We start from the raw sequence: 23,514 nt of genomic DNA, 5'->3' as shown, positions 1-23,514 counted from the left end.
GGCCGATGACGCCGGTCGATGCCGGCAGCGCCTGCGAGCCGATTCGATTCGCTGCGCATCAAGCCACTCATGTCTACGGATTGTGTGTTTGTCGCGAGCGAGCACTACCTGCTGTGCCTCAACTGGGGAAGCGGTCGCACTTGTCGCGCTCTGCGGACAAAACCGGCTAAGCTTCCGGGCGTGTTCCGGAGAGGAGGCTGGCATGGCTATGACACCTGGAAGACCTGTGGTTCTGGTGACCCGCAAGTTGCCCGACGCGGTGGAGGCGCGACTGCAGCGCGACTATGACGCTCGCCTCAATCCGGACGACCGATTGTATGGCAGCGAAGATCTCGTTGCGTTGGCCGCCGACGCGGACGCCGTGGTTCCGTGTCACACCGAGAGGTTCACCGCCGACGTGATCGCCCGTCTGCCCGATCGGCTGCGGGCGATCTGCAATTTCTCCGTCGGCTACGACCACGTGGATACCGACGCCGCCGCGGCGCGCGGCATCATCGTCACCAACACCCCGGACGTGCTGTCGGACGCCACCGCGGAAATCGCGATGCTGCTGCTGCTCGGCGCCGCCCGGCGCGCCGGCGAGGGCGAGCGGCTGGTGCGCGAGCAGCGCTGGCGCGACTGGAGCCCGGCGTTCATGGTCGGGCTGCAGGTGACCGGCAAGCGCCTCGGCATCATCGGCATGGGGCGTGTCGGACAGGTCATGGCGGAGCGGGCGAGGGGCTTCGGGATGGAGATCCACTACCATAACCGACGTCGCCTGGAGCCGGCGGCGGAACGGGGCGCGGTGTTTCACGCGAGGGTCGATGACCTGCTGCCGGGCTGCCAGTTCCTCTCCATCCATTGCCCGGCGACAGAGGAGTCGCGGGGGCTGCTGGACGCCCGGCGCCTGGCGTTGCTGCCGCGGAACGCGGTCGTCGTGAACACTGCTCGCGGCGCGATCGTCGAGGACGAAGCTTTGGTCGCCGCGCTCCGGTCGCGGCACGTCTTCGCCGCCGGGCTCGACGTGTTCAACAACGAGCCGGACATCCACCCCGGCTATCGCGAACTCGACAACGTCGTTCTGCTGCCCCACATCGGCAGCGCCACCCGCGAGACACGCGACGCCATGGGGTTCCGCGCCCTCGACAACCTCGACGCCATCTTCGCGGGTCGTGCCGCCCGCGACCGCGTCGCGTGATCGGGTGCAAGTTGCGCAAACCGCTTGCAGTCTCGGCGCGAAATAGGGATCATGACCGAAATGTTCGTTGGGCGCCCTCGAAATTCCTGCCGCGGCGGACAAGGAAGCCTGAACACCGTTATGAACGGCGGTCGTCAGGTCAAGAATAGGGCATGGGGAGACGCGTCGACGCCCGAAATTCATTTAACCTAATGTACGACATTGCGACCCGGTTTCGCCCGTCGAGTGTTGCGAGCGGCGGGTGTTGGATCTCACGTGAAGTCTTCGGGAGGAAACAACAAAATGACATCCGCGATAGAGTCAACCGAAACAAACCAGCAGAAGTCCGACCCTCAGGCCAAGCCTCCGGTGTCGCGGCGCAAGTTCATCAGGGCCGGCGGGGTCGCCGCCGGTGCGGCCGCTGCCACCGTCGCCTTCCCGCAAGTATCGCGGGCGGAGACGGTGACCTTGAAGATGCAGGGCGCCTGGGGCGCCGCCGACATCTTCAACGAGATGGCGATGCAGTACGTCGAGCGCGTCAACAAGATGGCGAGCGGCCGCCTCAAGATCGAATATCTGAACGCCGGCGCGGTGGTGCAGGCCTTCCAGGTCCAGGACGCCGTGCATGACGGCATCCTCGACGCCGGCCATCAGGTTGCGGCCTACTGGTACGGCAAGCACAAGGCCGCGTCCTTGTTCGGCACCGGCCCGGTGTTCGGCGCCGACGCCGCGCAGGTCCTCGCCTGGATCCACCACGGCGGAGGCAGGGACCTTTACCGTGAGTTGATCCAGGATGTTCTCGGCCTCAACCTCGTCGGCTTTTTCGCGATGCCGATGCCGACGCAGCCGCTCGGTTGGTTCAAGAAGGAGATTACCAGCGTCGACGAAATGCAAGGGTTGAAGTATCGCACCGTCGGCCTCGCCACCGACATCATGCAGGGCATGGGCCTGAGGGTGACGCAGCTTCCCGGCGGCGAGATCGTGCCGGCCCTGGAGCGCGGCGTGATCGACGCCTTCGAGTACAACAATCCGACCTCTGACCGCCGCTTCGGCGCCCAGGACGTGTCCAAGGTCTACATGTTGAGCAGCTACCATCAGGCCACCGAGTTCTTCGAGATCATCTTCAACAAGAACAGGTTCGAGTCGCTGCCGCAGGAATTGCAAGCGATCCTCGAGTACGGTGCGGAAGCCGCCAACACGGCGAACTTTGCTCTCGCCATGGACAGCTACTCCAGCGACCTGCAGGGTTTGATCAACGAGGACGGCGTGAAGGTCTATCGAACGCCGCAATCGGTCATGGAGGCGCAGCTCAAGTCCTGGGACACCGTGCTCGAAAAGCTGAACCAGGATCCGGTCTTCAAGAAAATCGTCGACAGCCAGAAGGAGTGGGCCAAGCGGGTCGGGTTCTTCTCCCTGATGGGCCAGGCCGATTACGAGCTGGCGTACAACCACTACTTCCCCGGCATGCTCAAGGGTTGACGGCTCAGGCGATCTTGCTCCCATGGAGATGACCGGGTGGGTGGCGCCAATGAGCGTCACCCGTTCGGCATGTCCGATATGCCGCCGGCTGGCTGGCCCCTTGACGGGCTCATCCTGCGACCGCGGCCGGGACCGGATCCCGTATGCTGAATTTTTACTCGTAATGTGGCAGTCGAACGTAGATCGGCGCTATGATGGATAACATCGTCCGCTTCATCGATAGCATCAGCGCCTGGGCGGGCAAGGCATTCGCCTGGTGTATCATGGTCATGACCTTCGGGGTGAGCTACGAGGTCATGGTCCGTTACCTGTTCCGCGATCCGACATCCTGGGCGTTCGATATCAGCTACATCATGTACGGAACGCTGTTCATGATGGGCGGCGCCTATACGTTGTCGCGGGACGGGCACGTCCGGGGCGACGTGATCTACCGCCTGTGGCCGGCGCGGGTGCAGGCCTCCATTGAACTGGTCCTCTATTTTCTGTTCTTTTTCCCCGGGATCACGGCACTGATCGTCGCCGGGATGAAGTATGCCAACCGTTCCTGGCAGTACCTCGAAGTCAGCGTCATGAGCCCAGCCAATGTGCCGATCTATCCGTTCAAGACGATCATCCCGATCGCCGGCGCGTTGCTGTTCTTGCAGGGGATCGCACAGGTCATACGCTGCATCCAATGCCTGCGACGGGGCGCATGGCCCAAGCCCGAACATGATGTCGAGGAGATGGAATCGGTTCTGCTGCATCAGCAAGAAGGCTCGACAGAAGTGTTGGGCTCTTACGCCAACAAGCCACCCGCGAGCTGACCCGCCATGACCGACCCTCAAGTCGCCCTGTTCATGCTCGGCATCTTCGTGCTGACCATCCTGCTCGGCTTCCCGATCGCCTTTACCCTGGTCGCCATGGGCGTCGGCTTCGGTTTCTACGCGTATTGGGATCCGGAGCGGATGCAGACCATCTTCGACAATCGGATCTTCGACTTGTTGGTCAACCAGACCTATTCGGTCATGGCCAACGACGTGCTTACCGCCGTTCCCCTGTTCCTGTTCATGGGATACATCGTCGAGCGAGCCAACATCGTCGACCGGCTGTTCCACAGCCTCCAGGTCGCCACTCGCCACATTCCTGGCTCGATGGCGGTGGCGGCGCTTGCCACGTGCGCGCTGTTCGCCACTGCCACCGGCATCGTCGGCGCGGTGGTGACGCTGATGGGCTTGCTCGCCTTCCCTGCCATGCTGAAGGCGCGCTACAACACCAGCTTCTCGGCCGGCGTTATCTGTGCCGGCGGCTGCCTCGGAATTCTCATTCCCCCCAGCATCATGCTGATCGTCTACGCGGCGACCGCCGGTATTTCAGTCGTGCAACTCTACGCCGGAGCCATCATCCCCGGGTTCCTGCTCGCCGGCCTCTATATGATCTACGTGGTCGGACGCTCCATCTTCGATCCGAAGGTTGCGCCGAAGATGCGAGAGGAAGATGTCGGCCACATGCCGGTCACCCAGGTCGTCTGGATGATGCTGACGTCGTTCTTCCCGCTGGCGGTGCTGATCCTGTCCGTGCTCGGCGCCATTCTTTTCGGTCTTGCCACGCCTTCGGAAGCGGCGGCGGTGGGAGCGCTGGGCGCACTGCTGCTCGCCGCCGCCTACCGGGCGCTGACCTGGGACCGGCTCAAGGAGTCGGTCTATCTGACGGTCCGCACGTCGGCGATGGTGTGCTGGCTGTTCGTCGGTTCCTGGACGTTTTCGTCCGTGTTCTCCTATCTCGGCGGCGAACGTCTGATCTCCGACTTCGTACTCGGCCTCGATCTGTCACCGGTGGCGTTCCTGATCCTGGCGCAGATCATCATTTTTTTGCTCGGCTGGCCGCTGGAGTGGAGCGAGATCATCATCATTTTCGTGCCGATCTTCTTGCCGATGCTGCCGCACTTCGGAATCGATCCCCTGTTCTTCGGTATTCTGGTAGCGCTCAACCTGCAAACATCGTTCCTCACGCCGCCGATGGCGATGGCGGCGTACTACCTCAAGGGCGTCGCGCCGCCGCACGTTCAACTCGTGGAGATATTCAAGGGAATCATGCCGTTCCTGATGATGGTGCTCATCGCCATGGTGCTGCTCTACATCTTTCCCGGCATCGCCCACTGGCTCCCAAGCTACCTCTATGGGCGGTAGGCGAACGCGGCAGCGCAAGTCCAAGGGCTCGGCAACACAATGAACCCGGCTGACCTGACCGCCAGTGACGCAGCAGCAGCCATCCGCGACGGCGCGCTGACGGCGACCGAGCTGGTGGAAGCCTGCCTCGCGCGCATTGGCGAGCGGGAGGACGCCGTTCAGGCCTGGATCCATTTCGACCCTGAGCACGCCCGGGCGCAGGCGCAAGCTGCCGACGCCGCATCCCGGGCCGGACGCCCGCGGGGACCGTTGCACGGCGTTCCGGTCGGGATCAAGGACATCATCGACACCCGCGACATGCCGACCGAGTACGGAACGGCGTTGCATGCCGGCCGCCGGCCGCGGGCCGACGCCACCGTCGTGTCGCTGCTGCGCGCCGCCGGCGCGGTCATCATGGGCAAGACCGTGTCCACCGAATTCGCCGTCTATTCGCCCGGCAAGACCCGCAACCCGCACAACCCGGAACATACCCCGGGCGGCTCGTCGAGCGGCTCGGCCGCCGCCGTGGGCGCCGGCATGGTGCCGCTGGCGGTGGGCTCGCAAACCAACGGCTCGGTCATTCGCCCTGCCTCGTTCTGCGGGGTGTACGGGTTCAAGCCGACCCACGGCACGATCTCGCGGCGTGGCGTGCTGCCGCTGTCGCGGGCGCTCGACCATATCGGTGTGTTCGCGCGCTCGGTCGAGGATCTGGCGCTGATCACCGAGACCCTCATGGCCTATGACGACCGCGATCCGGACATGCGGCCGGCTGCGCGGCCGGCGATGGTTGCGACAGCCTCTTCGCCGCCGCCGGTGACTCCCCGCATCGGCTTCGTCAAGACCGCGCTGTGGGACCATGCGGAGGCCGGCACGCAGCAGGCCTTCGCGGAACTGGTCGACGTGCTCGGTGACGACGTCGAGGAGATAGCCCTGGGGGCGCCGTTCGACCGGATCGTCGACTGGCACCGCGTCATCATGGAGGCGGACCTCGCCAAGAACCTCGCCGGGGACTACGCCCGTGGCGGCGACCGCATCAGCCCCCGGCTGCGCACGATGATCGAAGCCGGCCAGACGTATCTGGCGCTCGACTACAACCGGGCGCTGGACTGGATCCCGGTCGCCAATGTCGCGTTTGAAAAGGCGTTCGAGTGGTGCGACGCGTTGATCACGCCGTCGACCACGGGTCCGGCGCCGCATGGCCTCGGCGCCACCGGAGACCCCATCTTTTGCACCATCTGGAGTTATCTCGGCGTGCCCGCGGTCAGCATCCCGCTGTTCGAGGCGGAGAACGGCCTGCCGTTCGGCGCCCAACTCGTCGGTCTCCGCAACGACGACGCCCGCCTGCTCCGCACCGCCCGCTGGCTGGTCGAGCGGCTCGAGCGGGAGTGACGGGGGCGGCGGGGTCGTGACGGTTATCGCCACCTGGAACGTCAACTCCATCAAGGCGCGGCTGCCGCACCTGGTGCGCTGGCTGCACCAGGCACAGCCCGACATCGTCCTGCTGCAGGAGCTGAAGGTAGTAGAGGCCAATTTTCCCGGGTTGGAAATCGGCGATCTCGGATATAACTGGGCGATGGTCGGGCAGCCGGCCTACAACGGTGTCGCCATCCTCTCGAAGACGCCGATCGACATCATCGCCACCACCCTCCCTGGGGAGGCGTCTGACGCGCACGCCCGCTACATCGAGGGCTTCACCGGCGGGGTGCGGGTGGCGTCGATCTATTTGCCCAACGGCAATCCCATCGGCACGCCCAAGTTCACCTACAAGCTGGCGTGGCTGGACCGCCTCTACCGGCACGTCCAGGACCTCCTCGAAACCGAGGATGCCTTCGTCCTCGGCGGCGACTACAACATCGCGCCCGACGATCGCGACGTCCACGATCCGTCGGCGTGGGCCGGCGACGCCCTCTGCCAGCCGGAGTCCCGCGCCGCCCTCCGCAAGATCCTGTACCTCGGCCTGACCGACGCGATCCGCGCGCTCAGCGGCGACGCGGCCCGGTATACATGGTGGGATTATCAGCGGCGCGCCTTTGCCGGCGATCTCGGCATGCGCATCGACCACCTGCTTCTGTCGCCGGAGGCCGCCGATCGCCTCGAGGCCGCCGACATCGACCGCACGCCGCGCGGCTGGGACCGACCGTCTGACCACACGCCCGTGTGGTGCCGACTTGCCAACGGACGCTGAGGCCGCCGACACGTCGCCGATCAGGCGGAGGCGCGGACACTTTCGAGGTTGCGCAGTTCCTTCGGCAGACGGGTCTTGGCGTCGACGCTGGTGGCCTTCAGTTGTTCCGCTGTCAGCCCCTTGGCGCCGGAGAGGTTGGCGCCGCGCAGGTCGGCCGCGCGCAGATCCGCCTCGTAGAGGTTGGCGCCGCGCAGGTCGGCACGATGCAGGTCGGCATCCTTGAGGTCGGCCCCGTGCAGATCGGCTGCGTAGAGATCCGCTTCGTGCAGATCGGCCCACCGCAACTCGGCGCCGTGCAACTTGGCGCGGGTGAGGTCGGCGCGATGCAGGTCGGCGCCCTCCAGGTCCGCGTCGCGGAGGTCGGCGCGATGCAGGTCGGCGCCGTGCAGGTCGGCCTCCTGCAGGAGCGCCCCATGGAGGTCGATATGGCCGAGGGAAACCCTGTGCAGATCAGCGCGCTTGCCCATCTCCCAACCGGAGCCGATCCACATCTGGTGCCCCTCCAGGACACGGTCCAGATCGATCTCGGTCAGTTTGCGGCGCCTCGGATGCTGCAAGCGGTAGAGCCGCCGTCTGGCGCGAAAACGTCGAAGTCTCGTCTCAAGAACCTTGTTCATTGTTGGCATTTCCTGCTCGAACACCCCCGCCCATCGGTTCAGCATGATAACGCAAGCCGGTGCGGTTCGGCGAGAGGCGATTTCGCGCGCTCGCGCTCGGCGTAAGCCGTCCATCCCGTCGCCGCTTCACAGTATGACCTTGACATGGCGGCAGGGTTTCCTGCTTAGCTGTGTGCGGAAGGCCGGAATATACAATCGGCCCCTCGCGCCAATGCGCAACCCGGAAACAGGTGGGCGTAGGCCGAGAGAGAAGGGAGGAAAGCGTGATCAGTATTCGCACGATCCTGTGCTTGGGCGTCGCCATGACGGTGGTCGCCGCGACGGCCGAAGCCGACACGACCCTCAAGGCGTCTCACCAATGGCCCGGTGGCAAGGGCGACGTCCGGGACGAAATGGTGCAGATCCTGGCGAAGGAGGTCGAGAAGGCTGACGTCGGCCTCGACATCCGCGTATACCCCGGCGCGTCGCTGCACAAGCCGAAGGAACAATGGGGCGCGCTGACCAAGGGCGTGCTCGACATTGCCGCCTTCCCGCTCGATTACGCGTCCGGCCGCCATCCCGAGTTCTCGGCAACGCTGATGCCGGGTCTGGTGCGCAATCACGAACGGGCGCAGCGGCTTAATAGCTCCGAGTTCATGCAGGACATCAAAAAGAGCATCAATGACGCCGGCGTCGTCGTGCTCGCCGACGCCTGGCTGGCTGGCGCATTCGCCTCCAAGAAGGACTGCATCACCAATCCTCAGTCCATTGCCGGACAGGTCACCCGCGCCGCCGGGCCTGCGTTCGAGGAGATGCTGGCCGGCGCCGGGGCGTCGCTATCCTCGATGCCGAGTTCGGAAGTCTACACCGGCATGCAGACCGGCGTGCTCGACGCCGCCAACACCAGTTCCGGCAGCTTCGTCTCCTACCGGCTTTACGAGCAGGTCAAGTGCCTCACCGCGCCGGGCGAGAACGCGCTCTGGTTCATGTATGAGCCGATCCTGATGTCGAAACGGAGCTGGGATCAGCTCTCGAAGGAGCAGCAGGATGCCTTGAAGGCCGCGGGCAAAAAGGCAGAAGAGTACTTCGTGGGGGAAGCCAAGAAACTCGATCAGGAAATGATCGACACCTTCAAAAAGGCCGGCGTCGAGGTTGTCGAAATGTCTCAGGAAGACTATGACGCCTGGCTGCAGATCGCCAAGGACACCTCCTACAAGACCTTCGCAGAGACCGTCCCCGACGGCCAGGAACTCATCGACAAGGCGCTCGCGGTCAAGTGACGCACTCGGCGCCGGCCTCCGCTCTCTCCGTCGCCTGGAGGCGGCGCAGCCGACGCGGCGATCCACACGTCTCGCGACGGCGGAGATAGGAAAACCGGAATTGCGCGGGTTCGAGCACTTCGTGCGGTTCGTGGATGCCCTGTCGAAGCTTTTCGGTCTGGTCGCGGTGCTGCTGCTGGTGGCGTCGGTGCTGGTGGTCAGCCAGATGGTGTTCGTCCGCTACGTGCTGGCCGGTTCGACGATCTGGCAGACGGAGTTCGTGACGTTCGCGCTGGTCGCCTCCACCCTGCTCGGCAGCCCGTATGTGCTCTTGCTCAAGGGCCACGTGCGCGTCGACCTCATCGAGAACGCCGTCGGCGACGACGGCAAGATCGCGTTGCGGTTGCTCTCCGACGTGCTGAGCCTCGTGTTCTGCGGAGTGCTGGCGTGGGCCGGATGGGTCTACTTCCATGAGGCCTGGGTCAACAACTGGACGACCGATACGGTGTGGGCGCTACCGTTGTGGATTCCGCTGCTGCCGATGCCGTTGAGCTTCGGGCTGTTGTGCCTGCAGTTCGTTGCCGACTTCCTCCGGTTGGAGGAGGAACTGCAGTGACGCCGCTGATCACCGGCATCCTCGTCCTCGCTGCACTGATTGCGTTATTCGCAATCGGGATGCCGATCGCGTTCGCGCTCGGACTGGTGTCCGTCGCCGCGCTGATCCTCAGCGACGGTTGGTTCAGCATCAATATCATCGGCGAGACTTTCTTCGGCGGGCTGGCCAGCTTCGCGCTCGTGTCGATCCCCATGTTCATCCTGATGGGCGGTGCGGTCGCCGCCTCGCCGGCCGGACGCGACCTCTACGAGGGCCTAGATCGCTGGCTCAATCGGGTGCCGGGGGGCCTCGTTCTCTCCAACCTCGGCGCGTGCTCCATCTTCGCGGCGCTGTCGGGGTCGTCGCCGGCCACCTGCGCCGCCATCGGCAAGATGGGCATCCCCGAGATGACCAGCCGCGGCTATCCGCAGGAGATCGCCGCCGGATCGATTGCCGCCGGCGGCACCCTCGGGATCCTGATCCCGCCCAGCATCACAATGATCGTCTACGGCATCGCCACCGAGACCTCCATCGGCCGCCTGTTCCTCGCCGGGCTGCTGCCGGGTGTGCTGTTGACGGTGCTGTTCATGGCGTGGACGCTGTTGTACTGCAAGATGAAGGGCCTCGGCCTCAGCGCGATGGCGAGCCGGTACAGCTTGAAACAGAAGCTGGAGCTGCTGCCGCGCGTCCTGCCGTTTCTCGCCATCGTGGCTGGCATTCTCTACGTCCTCTACGGCGGCGTCGCGACGCCGTCGGAGGCGGCCGGGGTCGGAGCGCTGTTCGTCATCGTGCTGGTGGCGGTGATCTATCGCCTGTGGCGGTTCTCGGCCTTCGCGGCGGTATTTCGCGACACCATCAAGGAAAGCGTCATGATCATGATGATCATCGGCGCCGCGGAGTTGTTCTCCTTCACGCTGTCCTCGTTGTTCATCACCCAGTCGATCGCCGAGTGGATTGCTGCGCTGGACGTCAACCGCTGGGTGTTGATGGGCATTATCAACGTGTTCCTGCTCGTCGCCGGCTTCTTTCTGCCGCCGGTCGCCGTCATCCTGATGACCGCGCCGATCCTGCTGCCGATCATTACCCAGGTCGGCTTCGATCCCTACTGGTTCGCGGTGATCTTAACCATCAACATGGAAATCGGTCTGATCACCCCGCCGGTGGGGCTCAATCTGTTCGTGATCAACGCGATCCTGCCGGACCTGCCGCTCGGCGCGATCCTCCGCGGCGCGATGCCGTACGTGGGTTGCATGGTCCTCGGCATCGTCATACTCAGCATCTTTCCGGAGATCGCACTGTGGCTGCCGGACGTACTGATGGGGCGGGAACAATGAGCGAGACAGCGACCCGGACATGGACGAAGCCGACCTTGACAAAGGCGGGGCCCCTCGAGGGCGTCGTCGTCGTCGACCTAAGCCGGGTCCTCGCCGGACCGTACTGCACGATGGTCCTGGCGGACCTCGGCGCTCGCGTAATCAAGGTCGAGACGCCGGAGCGCGGCGATGATTCCCGATACTTCGGTCCGTTCGTGGGCGACAAGTCCGCCTATTACATGTCGCTCAACTGCGGCAAGGAAAGCATCGCCCTCGACCTCAAGGACAGCCGCGACCGGGAAACCTTCGAGGCCCTTCTCCAACAAGCCGATGTCCTGGTCGAGAATTTCCGCCCGGGCGCCATGGATCGTCTGGGCTATGCGTGGGAGGACCTGCACCAGCGCTACCCCCGCCTGATTTACGCCGGCGTCTCCGGCTTCGGCCGGACCGGCCCCTACGCGAAGCGCCCGGCCTACGACATGGTGGTGCAGGCGATGGGCGGCATCATGAGCCTGACCGGCTATCCGGACGGCCCGCCGACCCGGGTCGGGACCTCCGTGGGCGATATCACCGCCGGCCTGTTCGCCGCGGTCGGAATCAATGCGGCCCTCTATGACCGCGAACGAAGCGGCGCCGGCGTGCTGGTGGACGTGGCGATGCTCGACTGCCAGGTCGCCATCCTGGAGAACGCCATCGCCCGTTTCGCGGCCACCGGCGAGGTCCCCCATGCATTGGGCGCCCGGCATCCGTCGATCACCCCGTTCGACGCCTTCGCAGCCGAAGACGGTTTCATGATCGTCGCCGCCGGTAACGACGCCCTGTTCAACAAACTCTGCGAGGTGGTCGGGCGGCCTGATCTCGGCGCCAACCCGCTGTTCGCCTCCAATACACAACGGACGGAACACCATGCGGCTTTGAAGGTCGAGCTGGAGATCCAATTCGCACGCCGTCCGATCGCCGAGTGGCTTCGGGTGCTGGAGGACGCGGGAATCCCGTGCGGCCCGATCAACACCGTCGACAAGGTGCTGGCCGACCCCCAGGTGCTGGCTCGCAACATGGTGGTCACTGTCGACGATCCGACCGCCGGCACGCTGCAGATGGCCGGCAGCCCCATCAAGATGCCGGCCTTTCCGGCCCCATCCACGCGCAGGCCTGCGCCCGATCTCGACCAGGACCGGAAGCGGATCCTCGACGATCTGGCCCGGCGCCGACGATGAGACGGTGAGGGTCCATGGAATGGCTGCGGTTGGCATACGTCACCGCCGCAGCGGCGCGGGAGGCTACCTCGCCCCCTTGGCAGCCATCGCCAGAACCTGCTCGGGCGTGTAGCCGCGATCACGGAGTGCGGCAATGGCTTCGTCGCCGCTGCGCTTGGCGAGGCGGCGGCCGGTAGTGTCGCGCACCAGGGCGTGATGGTGCCAGACCGGGACCGGCAGATCGAGAAGCCCATAAAGCAGGCGGTGGATGTGGGTGGCGTCGAGCAGGTCTGCGCCGCGGGTGACTTCGGTCACGCCCTGATCGGCGTCGTCGACCACCACCGCCAGATGATAACTCGTGGCGACGTCCTTGCGAGCGACGACGACATCTCCCAACCGCTCGGGTTCCGCGCGCACCGTTCCGCGCAGGCGGTCGGTCCAGGTGATGTCCCCGGTCAGGTGACGCGCCCGCGCGAGGTTCAGGCGGACGGCATAGGATCGGCCGGACGCCTGCAGATCATCGCGCCGCGCCGGATCGAGCGCCCGGCAGGTGCCGGGGTAGACCGGCGCACCGTCCGGCCCCGTGGGGTGCGGCGCGACCGCGGCCGCCGCCACTTCGGCACGGATCTCGGCCCGGGTGCAGAAGCAAGGGTACGTGACGCCGAGCGCCTGCAGGCGATCGAGCGCGGCGCGGTAGAGGGGAATCCGCTCCGACTGACGCACAACCGGGCCGCTCCCGGCAATGCCGAGCCAGCGGAGATCGTCGATGTTGCGGCCGATGAACTCCGGTCGGCAGCGGCCGGTGTCGATGTCCTCTATGCGCACCAGGAAGCGGCCGCCGGAGCGCTTCGCCACGTCTCTTGCGTAGCACGCCGCGTAGGCATGGCCGAGATGGAGGTCCCCGGTCGGGCTCGGCGCGAAGCGGGTAACGACGCTCACGCCGCCAGATCGTGGCGGTCCGCCTCCGGCCGCTGCGGCAGCGCGTCCGCCAGCCATGCCAGGATCCGCGCGGCGACGCGCTCCCAGTTGTGATCGAGCATCATCGCGTGCGCCACGTTTGGGATGGTCTCCGCCTCCGTGCGATAGGTCCAGGCCGTTTCGCGCAGCGCTCCCGGGGAGATGAAGGCGTCGACCTCGGCGCCAAGCACTAGCACCGGAAGGTCCAACACGCGGCGCGACGGCACGGTGCCGAAGCCCCACAGGTCGACCACCGCCATCGCCGATTCCCCTCCGAATCGCGGCATAGATCTGTAGAACCACGTCATCGGTCGTGTCGGTTGAGAACAGCGCCCGCTGGATGCGCCGAAAGCTGGAGGCATCGAGGCGGGACGGGCCGGTGGTCAGCACCATGGTCATGTCGAACAACAGCCCCGGATTCTGCGTCAACATGTGGACGAAGCAGCCGGCGATGCCATGGGGCGGCGCCGACGCCATCAGCACCGCGCCCGGTGCTTGAACGCGCCGGTTGTGCAGAACCTTCTGCACCACCATTCCGCCCAGGGAATGACCGACGATCACCGGCGGCGCGTTCAATGAGGCCGCCACCTGTTCGACGTCGGCGGCAAAATCGGACAGACGCGCGAGCGGCAGGCCCTCCCCCCCTTCGCTGCCGCCATGGCCGCGCAGGCTGACGGCGTGCGCCGCGTAACCATGGTCGGCAAAATACGCCAGAAAGTGCGGCTGCCACACCCAGGCGCCGGCGCAGGCGCCGTGCACGAACAGCAGCGGCGTAGCTTTGGCCTTCCCCCGCGGGTGTTCGGAAATCACTTCGAGTTTCATGGCAGGCGACCCTTCCCGAGCGCGTTCTTTGCTGCAGATGCGAAAGACGATATCCTGGATGCGCGCCGAACCCAAGCCCTGTGCACGCAACGCTGCCATCCAGACTTGGCGTTGCCGTCGCACCGCCACCACATGACCACGGAGCAGACCTGCCATGTCCGAATCCGCTTCCGAGTTGCTCCGCCGGATGTTCGATGCGGCGATCGCCGCGGCCTGCCCCGATCGAGTCGTCAAACACCTGCCGCGCCCGCCGAAGGGTCGCACTATCGTCGTCGGCGCCGGCAAGGGGGCCGCCGCCATGGCGGAGGCGGTGGAAGCGGCATGGCCAGGCGAGTTGTGCGGCCTGGTGGTGACACGCTATGGCCACAAGCGACCGACGCGGCACATCGAGGTCGTCGAAGCCGGGCACCCGATGCCCGACGCAGACGGGCTTCGGGCGGCGGAACGGATCCTGGCGCTGGCTCGCGACGCCGGCGAGCACGATCTGGTGCTGGCGCTGATCACCGGCGGAGGCTCGGCCTTGCTGACCTTGCCTGCGCCCGGCATCAGCCTCGATGACACCCGCGCCATCAATGGCGAACTGTTGCGCTGCGGCGCCTCGATTGCGGAGATCAACACTGTCCGCAAGCATCTCTCCGCCATCAAGGGCGGCCGACTAGGGCTCGCCGCCGCGCCGGCCGAGACCGTGACGCTGCTGATATCCGACGTGCCGGGCGACGATCCGGCGGTGATCGCCTCGGGCCCCACAGTCCCCGATCGAACCACGCTCGCCGAAGCGCGCGAGGTGCTGGCACGTTATCGCGTCGCCCTGCCGCCGGCGGTCGCCGCCCATCTCGACGACCCTGCCAACGAAACGCCGAAGCCGGGGCATCCTGGCTTCGGGCGCTCTCGTTGGATCCTCGTCGCCACGCCGAGGGCCAGCCTCGAAGCTGCCGCCAAAGTCGCGCGGGCGGCGGGCGTGACGCCGGTGATGCTTGGAGACGCCATCCAGGGACACGCGGAAGACGTAGCCGCCATCCAGGCCAGCTTGGCGCGGGATATCGCCGGCGAGCGCATGGCGGGCACCGAGCCGCGGGTGCTGTTGTCCGGCGGCGAGACTTCGGTGGCGGTCACCGGGCACGGCCGCGGCGGCCGCAACACCCACTATCTGTTGGCGCTCGCCATCGCCCTCGGCGGCCACCCCGACATTCACGCCATCGCCTGCGATACCGACGGCATCGACGGCACCGAGGACAACGCCGGCGCGCTCATCGGCCCAAGCACTTTGGAGCGCGCCGTCGATCTTGGCATGGACCCGCGCGCCTACCTCGACAACAACGATGCCTACACCTTGTTCGAGCGCCTCGGCGACCTCGTGGTCACCGGCCCGACGCTCACCAACGTCAACGATTTCCGCGCCATCCTGATCGATTGAGCCGCGACATAGCGGCATCTTGCGCGCTTTGGCACACCCGATCTCTTTAGGAACGGGGCTGTACTTGTTTCGCGCCAATCCGAACCAATACTCTCGTGAGGTGGTCGGAGATGAAACCTGACAGGGCGCGCCGCGCCCCGCAGAAGTCCAGCCCAAGCGGAGACCGGGTATGAAAAAAATTGCCGAAATCCTGCGGCCGCAGGGCGCTCATTGGGTGGGCGACGGGTTTCCCGTCCGCTCGCTCTTTTCCTACCACCGCGACGCGGCGGCGGTCAGTCCGTTCCTGCTGTTCGATTACGCGGGGCCGCGGATGTTCGAGCCGTCGGCAAAGCCGCGTGGCGTCGGCCAGCACCCCCATCGCGGTTTCGAGACCGTCACCATCGTCTATGACGGAGAGGTTGCGCACCGCGACTCCACTGGCACGGGCGGCACCATCGGATCGGGGGACGTGCAGTGGATGACGGCTGCGGGCGGCATCATCCACGAGGAGTTCCACTCGCCGGCGTTCAGCAGGACCGGCGGTCCGTTCCGGATGGCGCAGCTGTGGGTCAATCTGCCGGCGAGGGACAAGATGAAGCCGCCCGGGTATCAGGCTATCTCCAGCGCCGACATTCCCACGGTGGAACTGGACGGGGGACGGGCGCGGGTCATCGCCGGCGAGTTCCGGGACGCACGTGGTCCCGCACGCACCTTCACCCCGGTCAATCTGTGGGATGTGCGGCTTGATCGGGGTGCAGAACTCGGCCTCGATCTGCCCGAGGGCCACACGGCGATGATCGCGGTACTGGCGGGCCATGTCACGGTGAACGGCGTCGAGGGTGCGGGCGAGGCGGAGGTCGTCCGTTTCGAACGCAGCGGAAGCGAAGTGACGGCCGGCGCCGACGGTGACGCGATCCTGCTCGTCCTGACCGGCGAGCCCATCGACGAGCCGGTCGTTGGCCACGGTCCGTTCGTGATGAACACGGAAGCCGAGATCCGCAGGGCCGTCGATGACTTCAACAGCGGCCGTTTCGGCCGGGTCGCGGCCGCCTGATCCAACGCCTGGGTTGCGAGTGGCCAGCGCCCGTCGCAAGGGGCGCTGGCCACAACGGCGCATCAACGAGCCAGGCTTGATCCTACGCCGCCAGGTTCGTCTTCGATCCGATGGCGCCGGCCCGCGAGAGGAAGCTCCCGTTGATCACGCCGTGCGGTTTCAGCGCCAGGCGCTCGTGGGCCAGGGCCGTGGCGGTGTCCATCATGCCGCCGCGGATCGCCGCTTCGATCAGCGTCCAGTCGATGATGTCCCGCTGGGCGTGGCTGCCGCCGAACGTGTTGGCGATGAAACGCGCCGGGTGGAGCCGTTCGACGGCTGCCGTGTAGTCACCTCGCCAGAAGGCCGCGAAGCCCTCGATCAGCGGCAGTCCGGTCGCCCGCGCCCAGCGCTCCACTTCGTTGACGGGCGCCGCGTCCCGGCGGAAGTGGGCGATCAGGCGGTCGACATCGTGTTGCCGGTCGGCCCCAAGCCATGCCATGGCCGCGTGCCAGTCGTTGAACGGGTAGAGCTTGCCGTCTGCATGTTGGTCCCAGGCGGCCGCCACCTCGTCCCAACGGCGCCCGACGTCGATGCCGTCCAGGTGGGCGCGCCACAGCAACGCCGACGCATCCACCAGATCGATGGCGATGATGCTGTTGCCGGCGCGGATGCGCTGATCGTAGAGGGCCAACACCCGGTCGCGCTCTCCGAGATCGAAGTGGAAGAGCGCCTTGTGCCACCAGTTGTGCACCTGAAAGAAGTTCTCGTCGCCTGACCAGTGCGGCTCGCGCTCCTCCATCCAACGTATCCCGTCTGCGGCGCGGCCCTGCATTTCCATGACGTGCGCCACCGCGTGATGCGCCCACGCGTCGAGCGGCTGGCGGTCTACAGCGTCGCGTCCCATCGCTTCGGCGCGGGCATAGTCGCCGGTCTCTTCCAGGCCGAAGGCGTACAGTCCGAGCACGATCGAGTAGCCCGGCCGATCCTCAGACCATTGCGGCAGGACCCTGGCGATCCGGTCGCGAAGATCGCGGGCGTTGGCGCGGAAGAAGTCCACCAGGCTCCCGGCCTGCAGGGCGACAAGGTCGTGCGGGTGGCGCATGTTGTGATGGTCGAGCGCCACCGCGGCATCGGTCCAGTTGTTGGCCAGCACGTGGTCGAGAGCGACGACGTGCGACCGCTCGCGGTCGTTCATCGGCAGCGACTTCACGTGCGCGACGATGGTCCTGGCCGCTGCGGCCGCTTCCGGTTCGGTGGCGACCGCGAACAGCCACGCCTTGAAGATGTGCGCCATTGCGAACGTCGGGGCTGCGGCGATGGCGCCGTCGACCAGCGCCACCGGGTCGCCGCGATAGATGTTGAAGGCCGCGACGGCTTCGTCGAACCGCGCGACGGCATCGCCAGTGCCGCCGGTCATGGCGTTTCCTTGTCGATCCGCAAACATGTCTGCCTCCCTCGTGTTCAGGTTCAGCTCGTGGGTTCCGTTTCCGCGAGCTTCACAAGCCCGCGAGCGTTGTTGGAAAAACGATACTGAGTTCTCCGGATCGCCGATAGTGAACCCGCGGTCTTGCCGCCGATGCAAATTATTATCATTGTCCCTGAACATGTTACGGCCGATGCTCGGAGAAGGGACCCGGCGGCTCGGCATATGGAGGCTTGGAACTGTACTTGTGGTACAGTGGTGCGATGTTGGGAGGCAGGGGATGGATGGGACGACAACGCTCCGCAAGGGTCCGCCGACACGTCAGCAGCTACTCGATGCAGCAGAGGAGGCGGTGCTTGCCAAGGGGTTCAGCGGCACCTCGATCGACGAGTTGATTGCCACGGTCGGCATTTCGAAGAGCGGGTTCTTTTACCATTTCCGCGACAAGACCGAGCTCGCCAAGTCCCTCCTGAAGCGCTACGTGGAAGAGGACGACCGGATCTTCGACGGCGTCTTCGCGCGGGCGGACGAGCTGAGCGAGGATCCGCTCCACAGCTTCCTGATTGCGCTGAAGATGCTGACCGAGATCTTCGCGGATCTCCCCAATGGCCATCCGGGCTGCATGGTCGCCTCCATCTGCTACCACGAACAACTGTTCGATCGCGAGGTGCGCGACATCAACACGGGCGCGGTCCTTCAGTGGCGCCGGCGTTTTCGCGAGCGGCTCGATCGCATTGCCGCCCGCTACCCGCCGCGCATCCCGGTGGACCTCGACGACTTGGCGGACATGCTGTCGGTGGTTGCCGACGGCGGCATCATCCTCTCGAAGGTCACCAAGGACCCGGCAGCCCTGCCCCGCCAGATCCTGCTCTACCGCGACTTCCTCCGCCTCGTCTTCACCCCGGCCGCGCCCTGACGCCCTCTCCCCGCGTCATGCCCGTCGGCTCTCGGTGGGCCGCTATGCCCCGCGATTCCGCTCACCGCTGCACGGCCATGTGGCGGGTGAGACGGTGTTCCAGGAGGCGGTATGCTTGCGTGAAGGCGAAGGTGAGCAGCAGATAGAGGACGCCGGCGGCGAGGAAGATTTCTACCGGCATGTAGGTGCGGGCGATGATGGTGCGCGCCATGCCGGTGAGGTCGAGAAGAGTGATGGTGCTGGCAAGCGCGCTCCCCTTGATCATCAGAATGATCTCGTTGCCATAGGCCGGGAGCGCGATACGGAACGCCTGCGGCAGGATGATGCGTCGGTAGGCTAGCGCCCTCCCCATTCCGATCACGCGAGCGGCCTCCACTTGCCCGGCCGGCACCGCTTCGATGGCGCCGCGGAAGATCTCCGCGGTATATGCGCCGGTGTTGAGCGAAAAGGCGATGAGGGCGCACCAATACGGCTCCCGCAGGATCGGCCACAAGGCACTGTCTCGCACCGTCTCGAACTGGCTGAGGCCGTAGTACACCAGAAATATCTGCACCAGCAGCGGTGTGCCGCGAAAGAAAAAGATGTAGGCGTAGGCCGGGCCGCGCAGCGCCCAGTTCGGGGAGACCCGCGCCAGCGCCGTCGGCACCGCTAGCATGAACCCGGCGAGCACCGACAGCGCCACCAGTTCTACCGTCAGCCCAAGGCCCTCCAGGAGCTTCGGCAGGTTGTCGACGATCACCTCGACGTTCATGGCGCGTCGCCGCTCACGCCGCCGCCCGCGGCAGGCCCTTGGAGGCCGACCGTTCGGCGAACCCGATCACCGCCATCGCCACCACGGTCATCATCAGATAAAGGATCGCCGCGGCGAGATAGAAGGTGAACGGCGCGCGGGTGAAGCCGACGGCGATCGACGACTGGCGCATCAGTTCATCGAGCCCGATAACCGAGACCAGCGACGTGTCCTTCAACAGCACCAGGAACAGGTTTCCGAGGCCCGGCAGCGCGATGCGCCACACTTGCGGGAGGACGATGCGGCGAAAGGTGAGCGCCCGGCCCATGCCGTATGCCCGCGCCGCCTCGGTCTGACCCTTGGGGATGGCGAGGATGGCGCCGCGAAATACCTCCGTCGCGTAAGCGCCGAAGGTGAGGCCGAGGGCGACGACGCCGGCCGCGAACGGCCCGACCTCGACAAACCCCTCGTATCCCAGCCAGCCAGCGGCGGTGGTCAGCAATCCTGACGACCCAAAATAAATGATCAGCACCACCAGAAGCTCCGGCAAGCCGCGCACCACGGTGGTGTAGGTTCCGCCGATGGCTCTGAGGACCGCGACGCGGGACAGCTTGGCCGCCGCCCCCGCCAGCCCGAGCGCCACGCCCAACGCCAAAGCGCCGAACGCCAGCGCGACGGTCATCGCGGCACCGAGCAGCAACCGATCTCCGAACCCCTGGAAGTCGATCATCGAACCAAAAGCCTTCATCCTCAGCCGGGAAAGGACCCGGAGCCTCATCGTAAGCCTTTCGCACCCTGAGCCAAGCGCGGCATGTTCATGGCCTTCTACGGGCCAACGACGCCGCCCCGGTATGATCGCGCAGCATCGATCACATTCCTTTATTGATCACATTCCTGTTATGCGAACCGCCGGAAAGGCTTACGCTGGACGCCTGCGTTGCGGGGGAGCGTTCGTCGTGATCGTCGAGGACCAGACCGAGGTCATTGCCTTCTTGTCGCGTGGCGACGCCTATGGGCTCGCCGGGTCCCCTGTAGAGCGGGTCGAGACCCATGCGTCCGTCGTCTTTCTGGTCGGCGACCGCGCCTACAAGCTGAAGCGGGCGGTCCGCTTCCCCTACCTCGACTATTCCACCACGGACGTCCGGCGGCGATTTTGTCACGCAGAGGTACGCATCAACCGCCGCACCGCGCCCGACACTTATCTGAACGTAGTGGCGGTGACCCGCGACATGCACGGCAAACTCCGCCTCGGCGGCGATGGCATCGCCGTCGAATGGCTGGTGGAGATGGCGCGGTTCGACGAGGAAACCCTGTTCGACCGGCTCGCCCGGAAGGGCGTGCTCGATCGCTTCGCCATGGAGGATCTCGCCGACCGGGTGGCTCGTTTTCATCATGACGCGGAACCGCGGCCCGGCCGCGGCGGCCGCGCCATGGCGGCGAAGATCATCGACTCGAACGCTCGATCCTTCCGGGAATGCCCGTCAACTTCCCTCGATCCCGACGCTGTCGCCGACGTGACGCAACGGACGTGGCGGGCGTTGAGTGAGGTCGAAACGCTGTTGGAGGACCGCCGTGACCGCGGCTTCGTCCGTCACTGTCATGGCGACCTGCACCTTCGCAACATTTTTCTTCACCACGGCCAGGCGACGCTGTTCGACGCCATCGAGTTCGATCCGGACCTCGCCGACATCGACGTGCTGTACGACCTCGCCTTCCTCGTCATGGACCTCGGCCATCGGGCGCTGCCGGAGCTCGCCAGCATCGTCCTCAACCGCTACCTGGACAACACCGGCGATGTCGACGGGCTGGCGACGCTGCCGCTTTTCCTGTCGTTGCGGGCGGCGATTCGCAGCCACGTTCAGGCGGTCGCCGCTACGGAGCAGTCCGATCCGGGCGATGCCGCAGCGCTCGATGCCGATGCCGCCAATTATCTGAATCTGGCGCGCCGCTTCCTGATGCCGGCGCCGCCGCGGCTCATCGCGATCGGCGGTCTGTCGGGCAGCGGCAAGTCGCGGCTGGCGCGCGAGTTGGCGCCATTGATCGGCACCCCGCCGGGAGCCCGCGTCGTCCGCACCGACAGCACCCGCAAGCGGCTCGTCGGCATCGCCCTCGGCGACCGTCTCGGCGCCGACGGCTACACGCAAGCCATGAACTCGAAGACCTATGCCGCGATGTTCGAGGAATGCCGCCGCGCCCTCAGTGCCGGCCGATCCGTGATCGCCGACGCGGTGTTCGCCGACCTTCGCGAGCGCGATGCGATCGAGCAGGTCGCGATCGAGACACGCCTTCCGTTCCAGGGGCTGTGGCTGGAAGCGTCGCCGGAGGTGATGGAGGAACGGGTGACGTGGCGACGCCGCAACGTCTCCGACGCCACCGCCTGGGTGGTGCGCCTCCAGTTGCAGTACGACCTCGGTCCCATGCATTGGCGCCGCCTCGACACCTCCGGCCCGCGGGAGGAGTCGCTGACCCGCGCTCGCCAAGCGCTCGAGCTGTGAGGAGAGGTGAACGCGCTGCAACGCGAAGAATTCGGTGGGCCTTAGCCGACAGCCCACCGACGGGCGGCGGTCGTGCAAGGGCTTTTCTTTTCTAAACCGCGCAGCCATCATGACCGTATCATGGCAGGCGCAAAGATTGCGGAGATGAATTCAATGGCGATCCGGAAAATTCTGGTTGCGGTTGACGGTTCGCCCGGCGGGCGCATCGCCGTCGACGCCGCGCTGATCACCGCAAGGGCGTTCGGGGCCCACGTCGAGGGGCTCCACGTGCGCCCGGACCCGCGCGATGCAGTGCCGTTGCTCGGCGAAGGGGTGTCCGGCGCGATGGTCGACGAACTCATCGTCCTCACCGAGCAGGAGACGCAAGCTCGCGCCAAGATCGCCCGGGCGATGTTCGACGAGCTTTGCCACACCCACGGCCTGCGCATTGCCGATCGACCGGCGGCCGGGCCGTCGGGGGCGTGGGTCGAGGCGACGGGACGAACCGACGACATGGTCGTCGCGCGCGCCCGTCTGGCCGATCTGGTGGTGGTCGAGCGACCCTTGGCGGAAATGGAGGCGGTCGCCGGAATGACCCTCAACGCCGCACTGTACGAAGGCGGCCGCCCGGTGCTGGTGCCGGCCGGGACGCCGTCGCCGCAGATCGGTCGAAACGTGGCCGTCGCCTGGAACGGGAGTGCCGAATCGGCGCGGGCCGTGTCGGGGGCCCTGTCGTTCCTGAAGGCAGCCGAGACGGTGACGGTGTTGACGGCAGGCTCCGCCGCCACGTCGCCGGATCGGGCGGAAGATCTCGTCGATTACCTGGCGTGGCATGAGATCGATGCCCGACGCGGCGCCGTCACCTCCGAAGACGGTCCGGTCGGAGCGCGGATCCTGGAGGCCTGCAGAAGCGCCGGCGCCGATCTGCTGGTCATCGGCGCCTACACCCACAGTCGCCTCAGGGAATTGATCATGGGCGGTGTGACCCGGCACGTGCTGGCCAACGCCCGCATCCCGCTGTTGATGGCGCACTGATCGGGCGGCAAGGGCGGCCGACGCCTCGTGGACGTTGACAACCGCAACACCGTCATAATCACCGGCGCCAGCCGCGGCATCGGCCACACAACCGCCAAGCTCTTCCTCGCGCGGGGCTGGCGCATCCTCACCTGTTCGCGGGATGACGTGCCGCCGGAGTGCAAGCGCGATCCCAACTGGAGCCTGCACATCCCGACCGACCTCGGCGATGCCGCCAGCCTTGGTCGTTTCATCGCCGAAGCCAACCGGGTGCTGGGCGACGGGCCGCTGCACGCCCTTGTCAATAACGCCGGCATGTCGCCGAAGACGCCCTACAAGGAGCGCCTCGGCTGCCTCAACGGCGATTTGGACGCCTGGCGCGAGGTGTTCGAGGTCAACTTCTACTCGGCGCTGCGTCTCGCCCGTGGCTTCGCGACGGCCCTGCATCGCGGCCACGGCGCGATCGTCAACGTCACTTCCATCGCCGGCCATGCGGTGCATCCGTTCGCCGGCTCGGCCTACTCGGTTTCCAAGGCGGCGCTGTCGGCGCTGACCCGCGAACTGGCCCACGAGTTCGCCGACCTCGACATCCGCGTGAACGCCGTCGCCCCAGGGGAGATCGAGACAGACATGATCCAGCCGGAGTATGAAGCCCTGATCCCGCGCATCCCGATGGAGCGCATGGGTGCGCCGGAAGACGTGGCCCGAGCCATCTACTACCTCGCCTCGGAAGACGCCGGATACATCACCGGCACCGAACTCTGGGTCACCGGCGGCCAGCACCTGTACTGATGCGCAACCGGCGTTGCAGGACTTCTCCCGCTGCGCA

The 23,514-nt window shown here is 66.1% G+C and carries 21 protein-coding genes; 16 read left to right on the top strand and 5 right to left on the bottom strand.

Annotated features, from left to right (window positions below; all coding sequences use genetic code 11):
* Positions 1-208: 208 nt before the first annotated feature.
* The 6 genes from IPM60_01310 (at position 209) to xth (ending at position 6,964) form a co-directional block, all read left to right on the top strand.
* Positions 209-1,177, top strand: a complete 969-nt coding sequence (locus IPM60_01310; GenBank protein ID MBK8906579.1) for a D-glycerate dehydrogenase — start codon at positions 209-211, stop codon at positions 1,175-1,177.
* A gap of 282 nt (positions 1,178-1,459) precedes the next feature.
* Positions 1,460-2,635 carry a TRAP transporter substrate-binding protein gene (locus tag IPM60_01305; GenBank protein ID MBK8906578.1) on the top strand — a complete coding sequence of 392 codons (1,176 nt, stop codon included), beginning with the start codon at positions 1,460-1,462 and terminating at the stop codon, positions 2,633-2,635.
* A gap of 194 nt (positions 2,636-2,829) precedes the next feature.
* Entirely contained in the window at positions 2,830-3,438 is a 609-nt protein-coding gene (locus tag IPM60_01300) for a TRAP transporter small permease subunit (GenBank protein ID MBK8906577.1), read from the top strand.
* A gap of 6 nt (positions 3,439-3,444) precedes the next feature.
* Positions 3,445-4,800, top strand: coding sequence for a TRAP transporter large permease subunit (locus IPM60_01295; protein MBK8906576.1), 1,356 nt, complete (start codon positions 3,445-3,447; stop codon positions 4,798-4,800).
* Positions 4,801-4,839: 39 nt separating this feature from the next.
* On the top strand, positions 4,840-6,168 hold the full coding sequence (locus IPM60_01290) for an amidase (GenBank protein MBK8906575.1): 1,329 nt from the start codon (positions 4,840-4,842) through the stop codon (positions 6,166-6,168).
* Positions 6,169-6,184: 16 nt separating this feature from the next.
* Positions 6,185-6,964, top strand: coding sequence for an exodeoxyribonuclease III (xth, locus tag IPM60_01285; GenBank protein MBK8906574.1), 780 nt, complete (start codon positions 6,185-6,187; stop codon positions 6,962-6,964).
* Positions 6,965-6,984: 20 nt separating this feature from the next.
* On the opposite strand, the gene IPM60_01280 is transcribed toward xth, so the two are convergent.
* Positions 6,985-7,431 (bottom strand): pentapeptide repeat-containing protein, encoded by a 447-nt coding sequence (locus IPM60_01280; GenBank protein ID MBK8906573.1) that lies wholly within the window; start codon positions 7,429-7,431, stop codon positions 6,985-6,987.
* Positions 7,432-7,883: 452 nt separating this feature from the next.
* Between IPM60_01280 and dctP the strand changes: the two genes are divergently transcribed.
* From dctP to IPM60_01260, 4 genes are read left to right on the top strand one after another with little or no spacing between them, the layout of a single operon-like run.
* Positions 7,884-8,840: a TRAP transporter substrate-binding protein DctP gene (gene dctP, locus IPM60_01275; protein MBK8906572.1), complete on the top strand. Its 957-nt coding sequence runs from the start codon at positions 7,884-7,886 to the stop codon at positions 8,838-8,840.
* Complete coding sequence (locus IPM60_01270) at positions 8,737-9,435, top strand: TRAP transporter small permease (GenBank protein ID MBK8906571.1); 699 nt, start codon at positions 8,737-8,739, stop codon at positions 9,433-9,435. The genes dctP and IPM60_01270 overlap by 104 nt, the downstream gene beginning before the upstream one ends.
* Positions 9,432-10,748, top strand: a complete 1,317-nt coding sequence (locus IPM60_01265) for a TRAP transporter large permease (GenBank protein ID MBK8906570.1) — start codon at positions 9,432-9,434, stop codon at positions 10,746-10,748. Before IPM60_01270 ends, IPM60_01265 begins: the two co-directional genes overlap by 4 nt.
* Complete coding sequence (locus IPM60_01260; protein ID MBK8906569.1) at positions 10,745-11,944, top strand: CoA transferase; 1,200 nt, start codon at positions 10,745-10,747, stop codon at positions 11,942-11,944. Before IPM60_01265 ends, IPM60_01260 begins: the two co-directional genes overlap by 4 nt.
* Positions 11,945-12,007: 63 nt before the next feature.
* Here the strand turns inward: IPM60_01260 and gluQRS are convergent, their stop codons facing one another.
* On the bottom strand, positions 12,008-13,702 hold the full coding sequence (gluQRS, locus tag IPM60_01255; protein MBK8906568.1) for a tRNA glutamyl-Q(34) synthetase GluQRS: 1,695 nt from the start codon (positions 13,700-13,702) through the stop codon (positions 12,008-12,010).
* 154 nt (positions 13,703-13,856) lie between these two features.
* On the opposite strand from gluQRS, the gene IPM60_01250 reads away from it, so the two are divergent.
* Together IPM60_01250 and IPM60_01245 are read left to right on the top strand one after the other, a co-directional pair.
* Positions 13,857-15,116, top strand: a complete 1,260-nt coding sequence (locus tag IPM60_01250; GenBank protein MBK8906567.1) for a glycerate kinase — start codon at positions 13,857-13,859, stop codon at positions 15,114-15,116.
* Between the two features lie 169 nt (positions 15,117-15,285).
* Positions 15,286-16,149 (top strand): pirin family protein, encoded by an 864-nt coding sequence (locus IPM60_01245; protein ID MBK8906566.1) that lies wholly within the window; start codon positions 15,286-15,288, stop codon positions 16,147-16,149.
* An 82-nt stretch (positions 16,150-16,231) separates the two neighbouring features.
* Here IPM60_01245 and IPM60_01240 read toward each other — a convergent pair whose 3' ends face one another.
* A complete protein-coding gene (locus IPM60_01240) occupies positions 16,232-17,572 on the bottom strand; it encodes a tetratricopeptide repeat protein (GenBank protein ID MBK8906565.1) in 1,341 nt (446 codons plus the stop codon).
* 259 nt (positions 17,573-17,831) lie between these two features.
* Here IPM60_01240 and IPM60_01235 point away from each other — a divergent pair, with 259 nt between their 5' ends.
* Positions 17,832-18,467, top strand: a complete 636-nt coding sequence (locus IPM60_01235) for a TetR/AcrR family transcriptional regulator (GenBank protein MBK8906564.1) — start codon at positions 17,832-17,834, stop codon at positions 18,465-18,467.
* 61 nt (positions 18,468-18,528) lie between these two features.
* Here the strand turns inward: IPM60_01235 and IPM60_01230 are convergent, their stop codons facing one another.
* Complete coding sequence (locus IPM60_01230) at positions 18,529-19,218, bottom strand: ABC transporter permease (GenBank protein ID MBK8906563.1); 690 nt, start codon at positions 19,216-19,218, stop codon at positions 18,529-18,531.
* 13 nt (positions 19,219-19,231) lie between these two features.
* Positions 19,232-19,927: an ABC transporter permease gene (locus IPM60_01225; GenBank protein ID MBK8906562.1), complete on the bottom strand. Its 696-nt coding sequence runs from the start codon at positions 19,925-19,927 to the stop codon at positions 19,232-19,234.
* A 169-nt stretch (positions 19,928-20,096) separates the two neighbouring features.
* On the opposite strand from IPM60_01225, the gene IPM60_01220 reads away from it, so the two are divergent.
* The 3 genes from IPM60_01220 (at position 20,097) to IPM60_01210 (ending at position 23,477) form a co-directional block, all read left to right on the top strand.
* Positions 20,097-21,692 (top strand): AAA family ATPase, encoded by a 1,596-nt coding sequence (locus IPM60_01220; protein ID MBK8906561.1) that lies wholly within the window; start codon positions 20,097-20,099, stop codon positions 21,690-21,692.
* A gap of 153 nt (positions 21,693-21,845) precedes the next feature.
* On the top strand, positions 21,846-22,706 hold the full coding sequence (locus IPM60_01215) for a universal stress protein (protein ID MBK8906560.1): 861 nt from the start codon (positions 21,846-21,848) through the stop codon (positions 22,704-22,706).
* Between the two features lie 27 nt (positions 22,707-22,733).
* Entirely contained in the window at positions 22,734-23,477 is a 744-nt protein-coding gene (locus IPM60_01210) for an SDR family oxidoreductase (protein MBK8906559.1), read from the top strand.
* The last annotated feature ends 37 nt before the right edge of the window (positions 23,478-23,514 follow it).

It is taken from the genome of Rhodospirillales bacterium (assembly GCA_016710335.1).
In the GTDB taxonomy this organism is placed as follows: Bacteria; Pseudomonadota; Alphaproteobacteria; order Rhodospirillales; family Defluviicoccaceae; genus JADJXQ01.
Note: the sequence above shows the minus strand (reverse complement) of the source record. Positions and strands in the feature narration are given on the sequence as shown.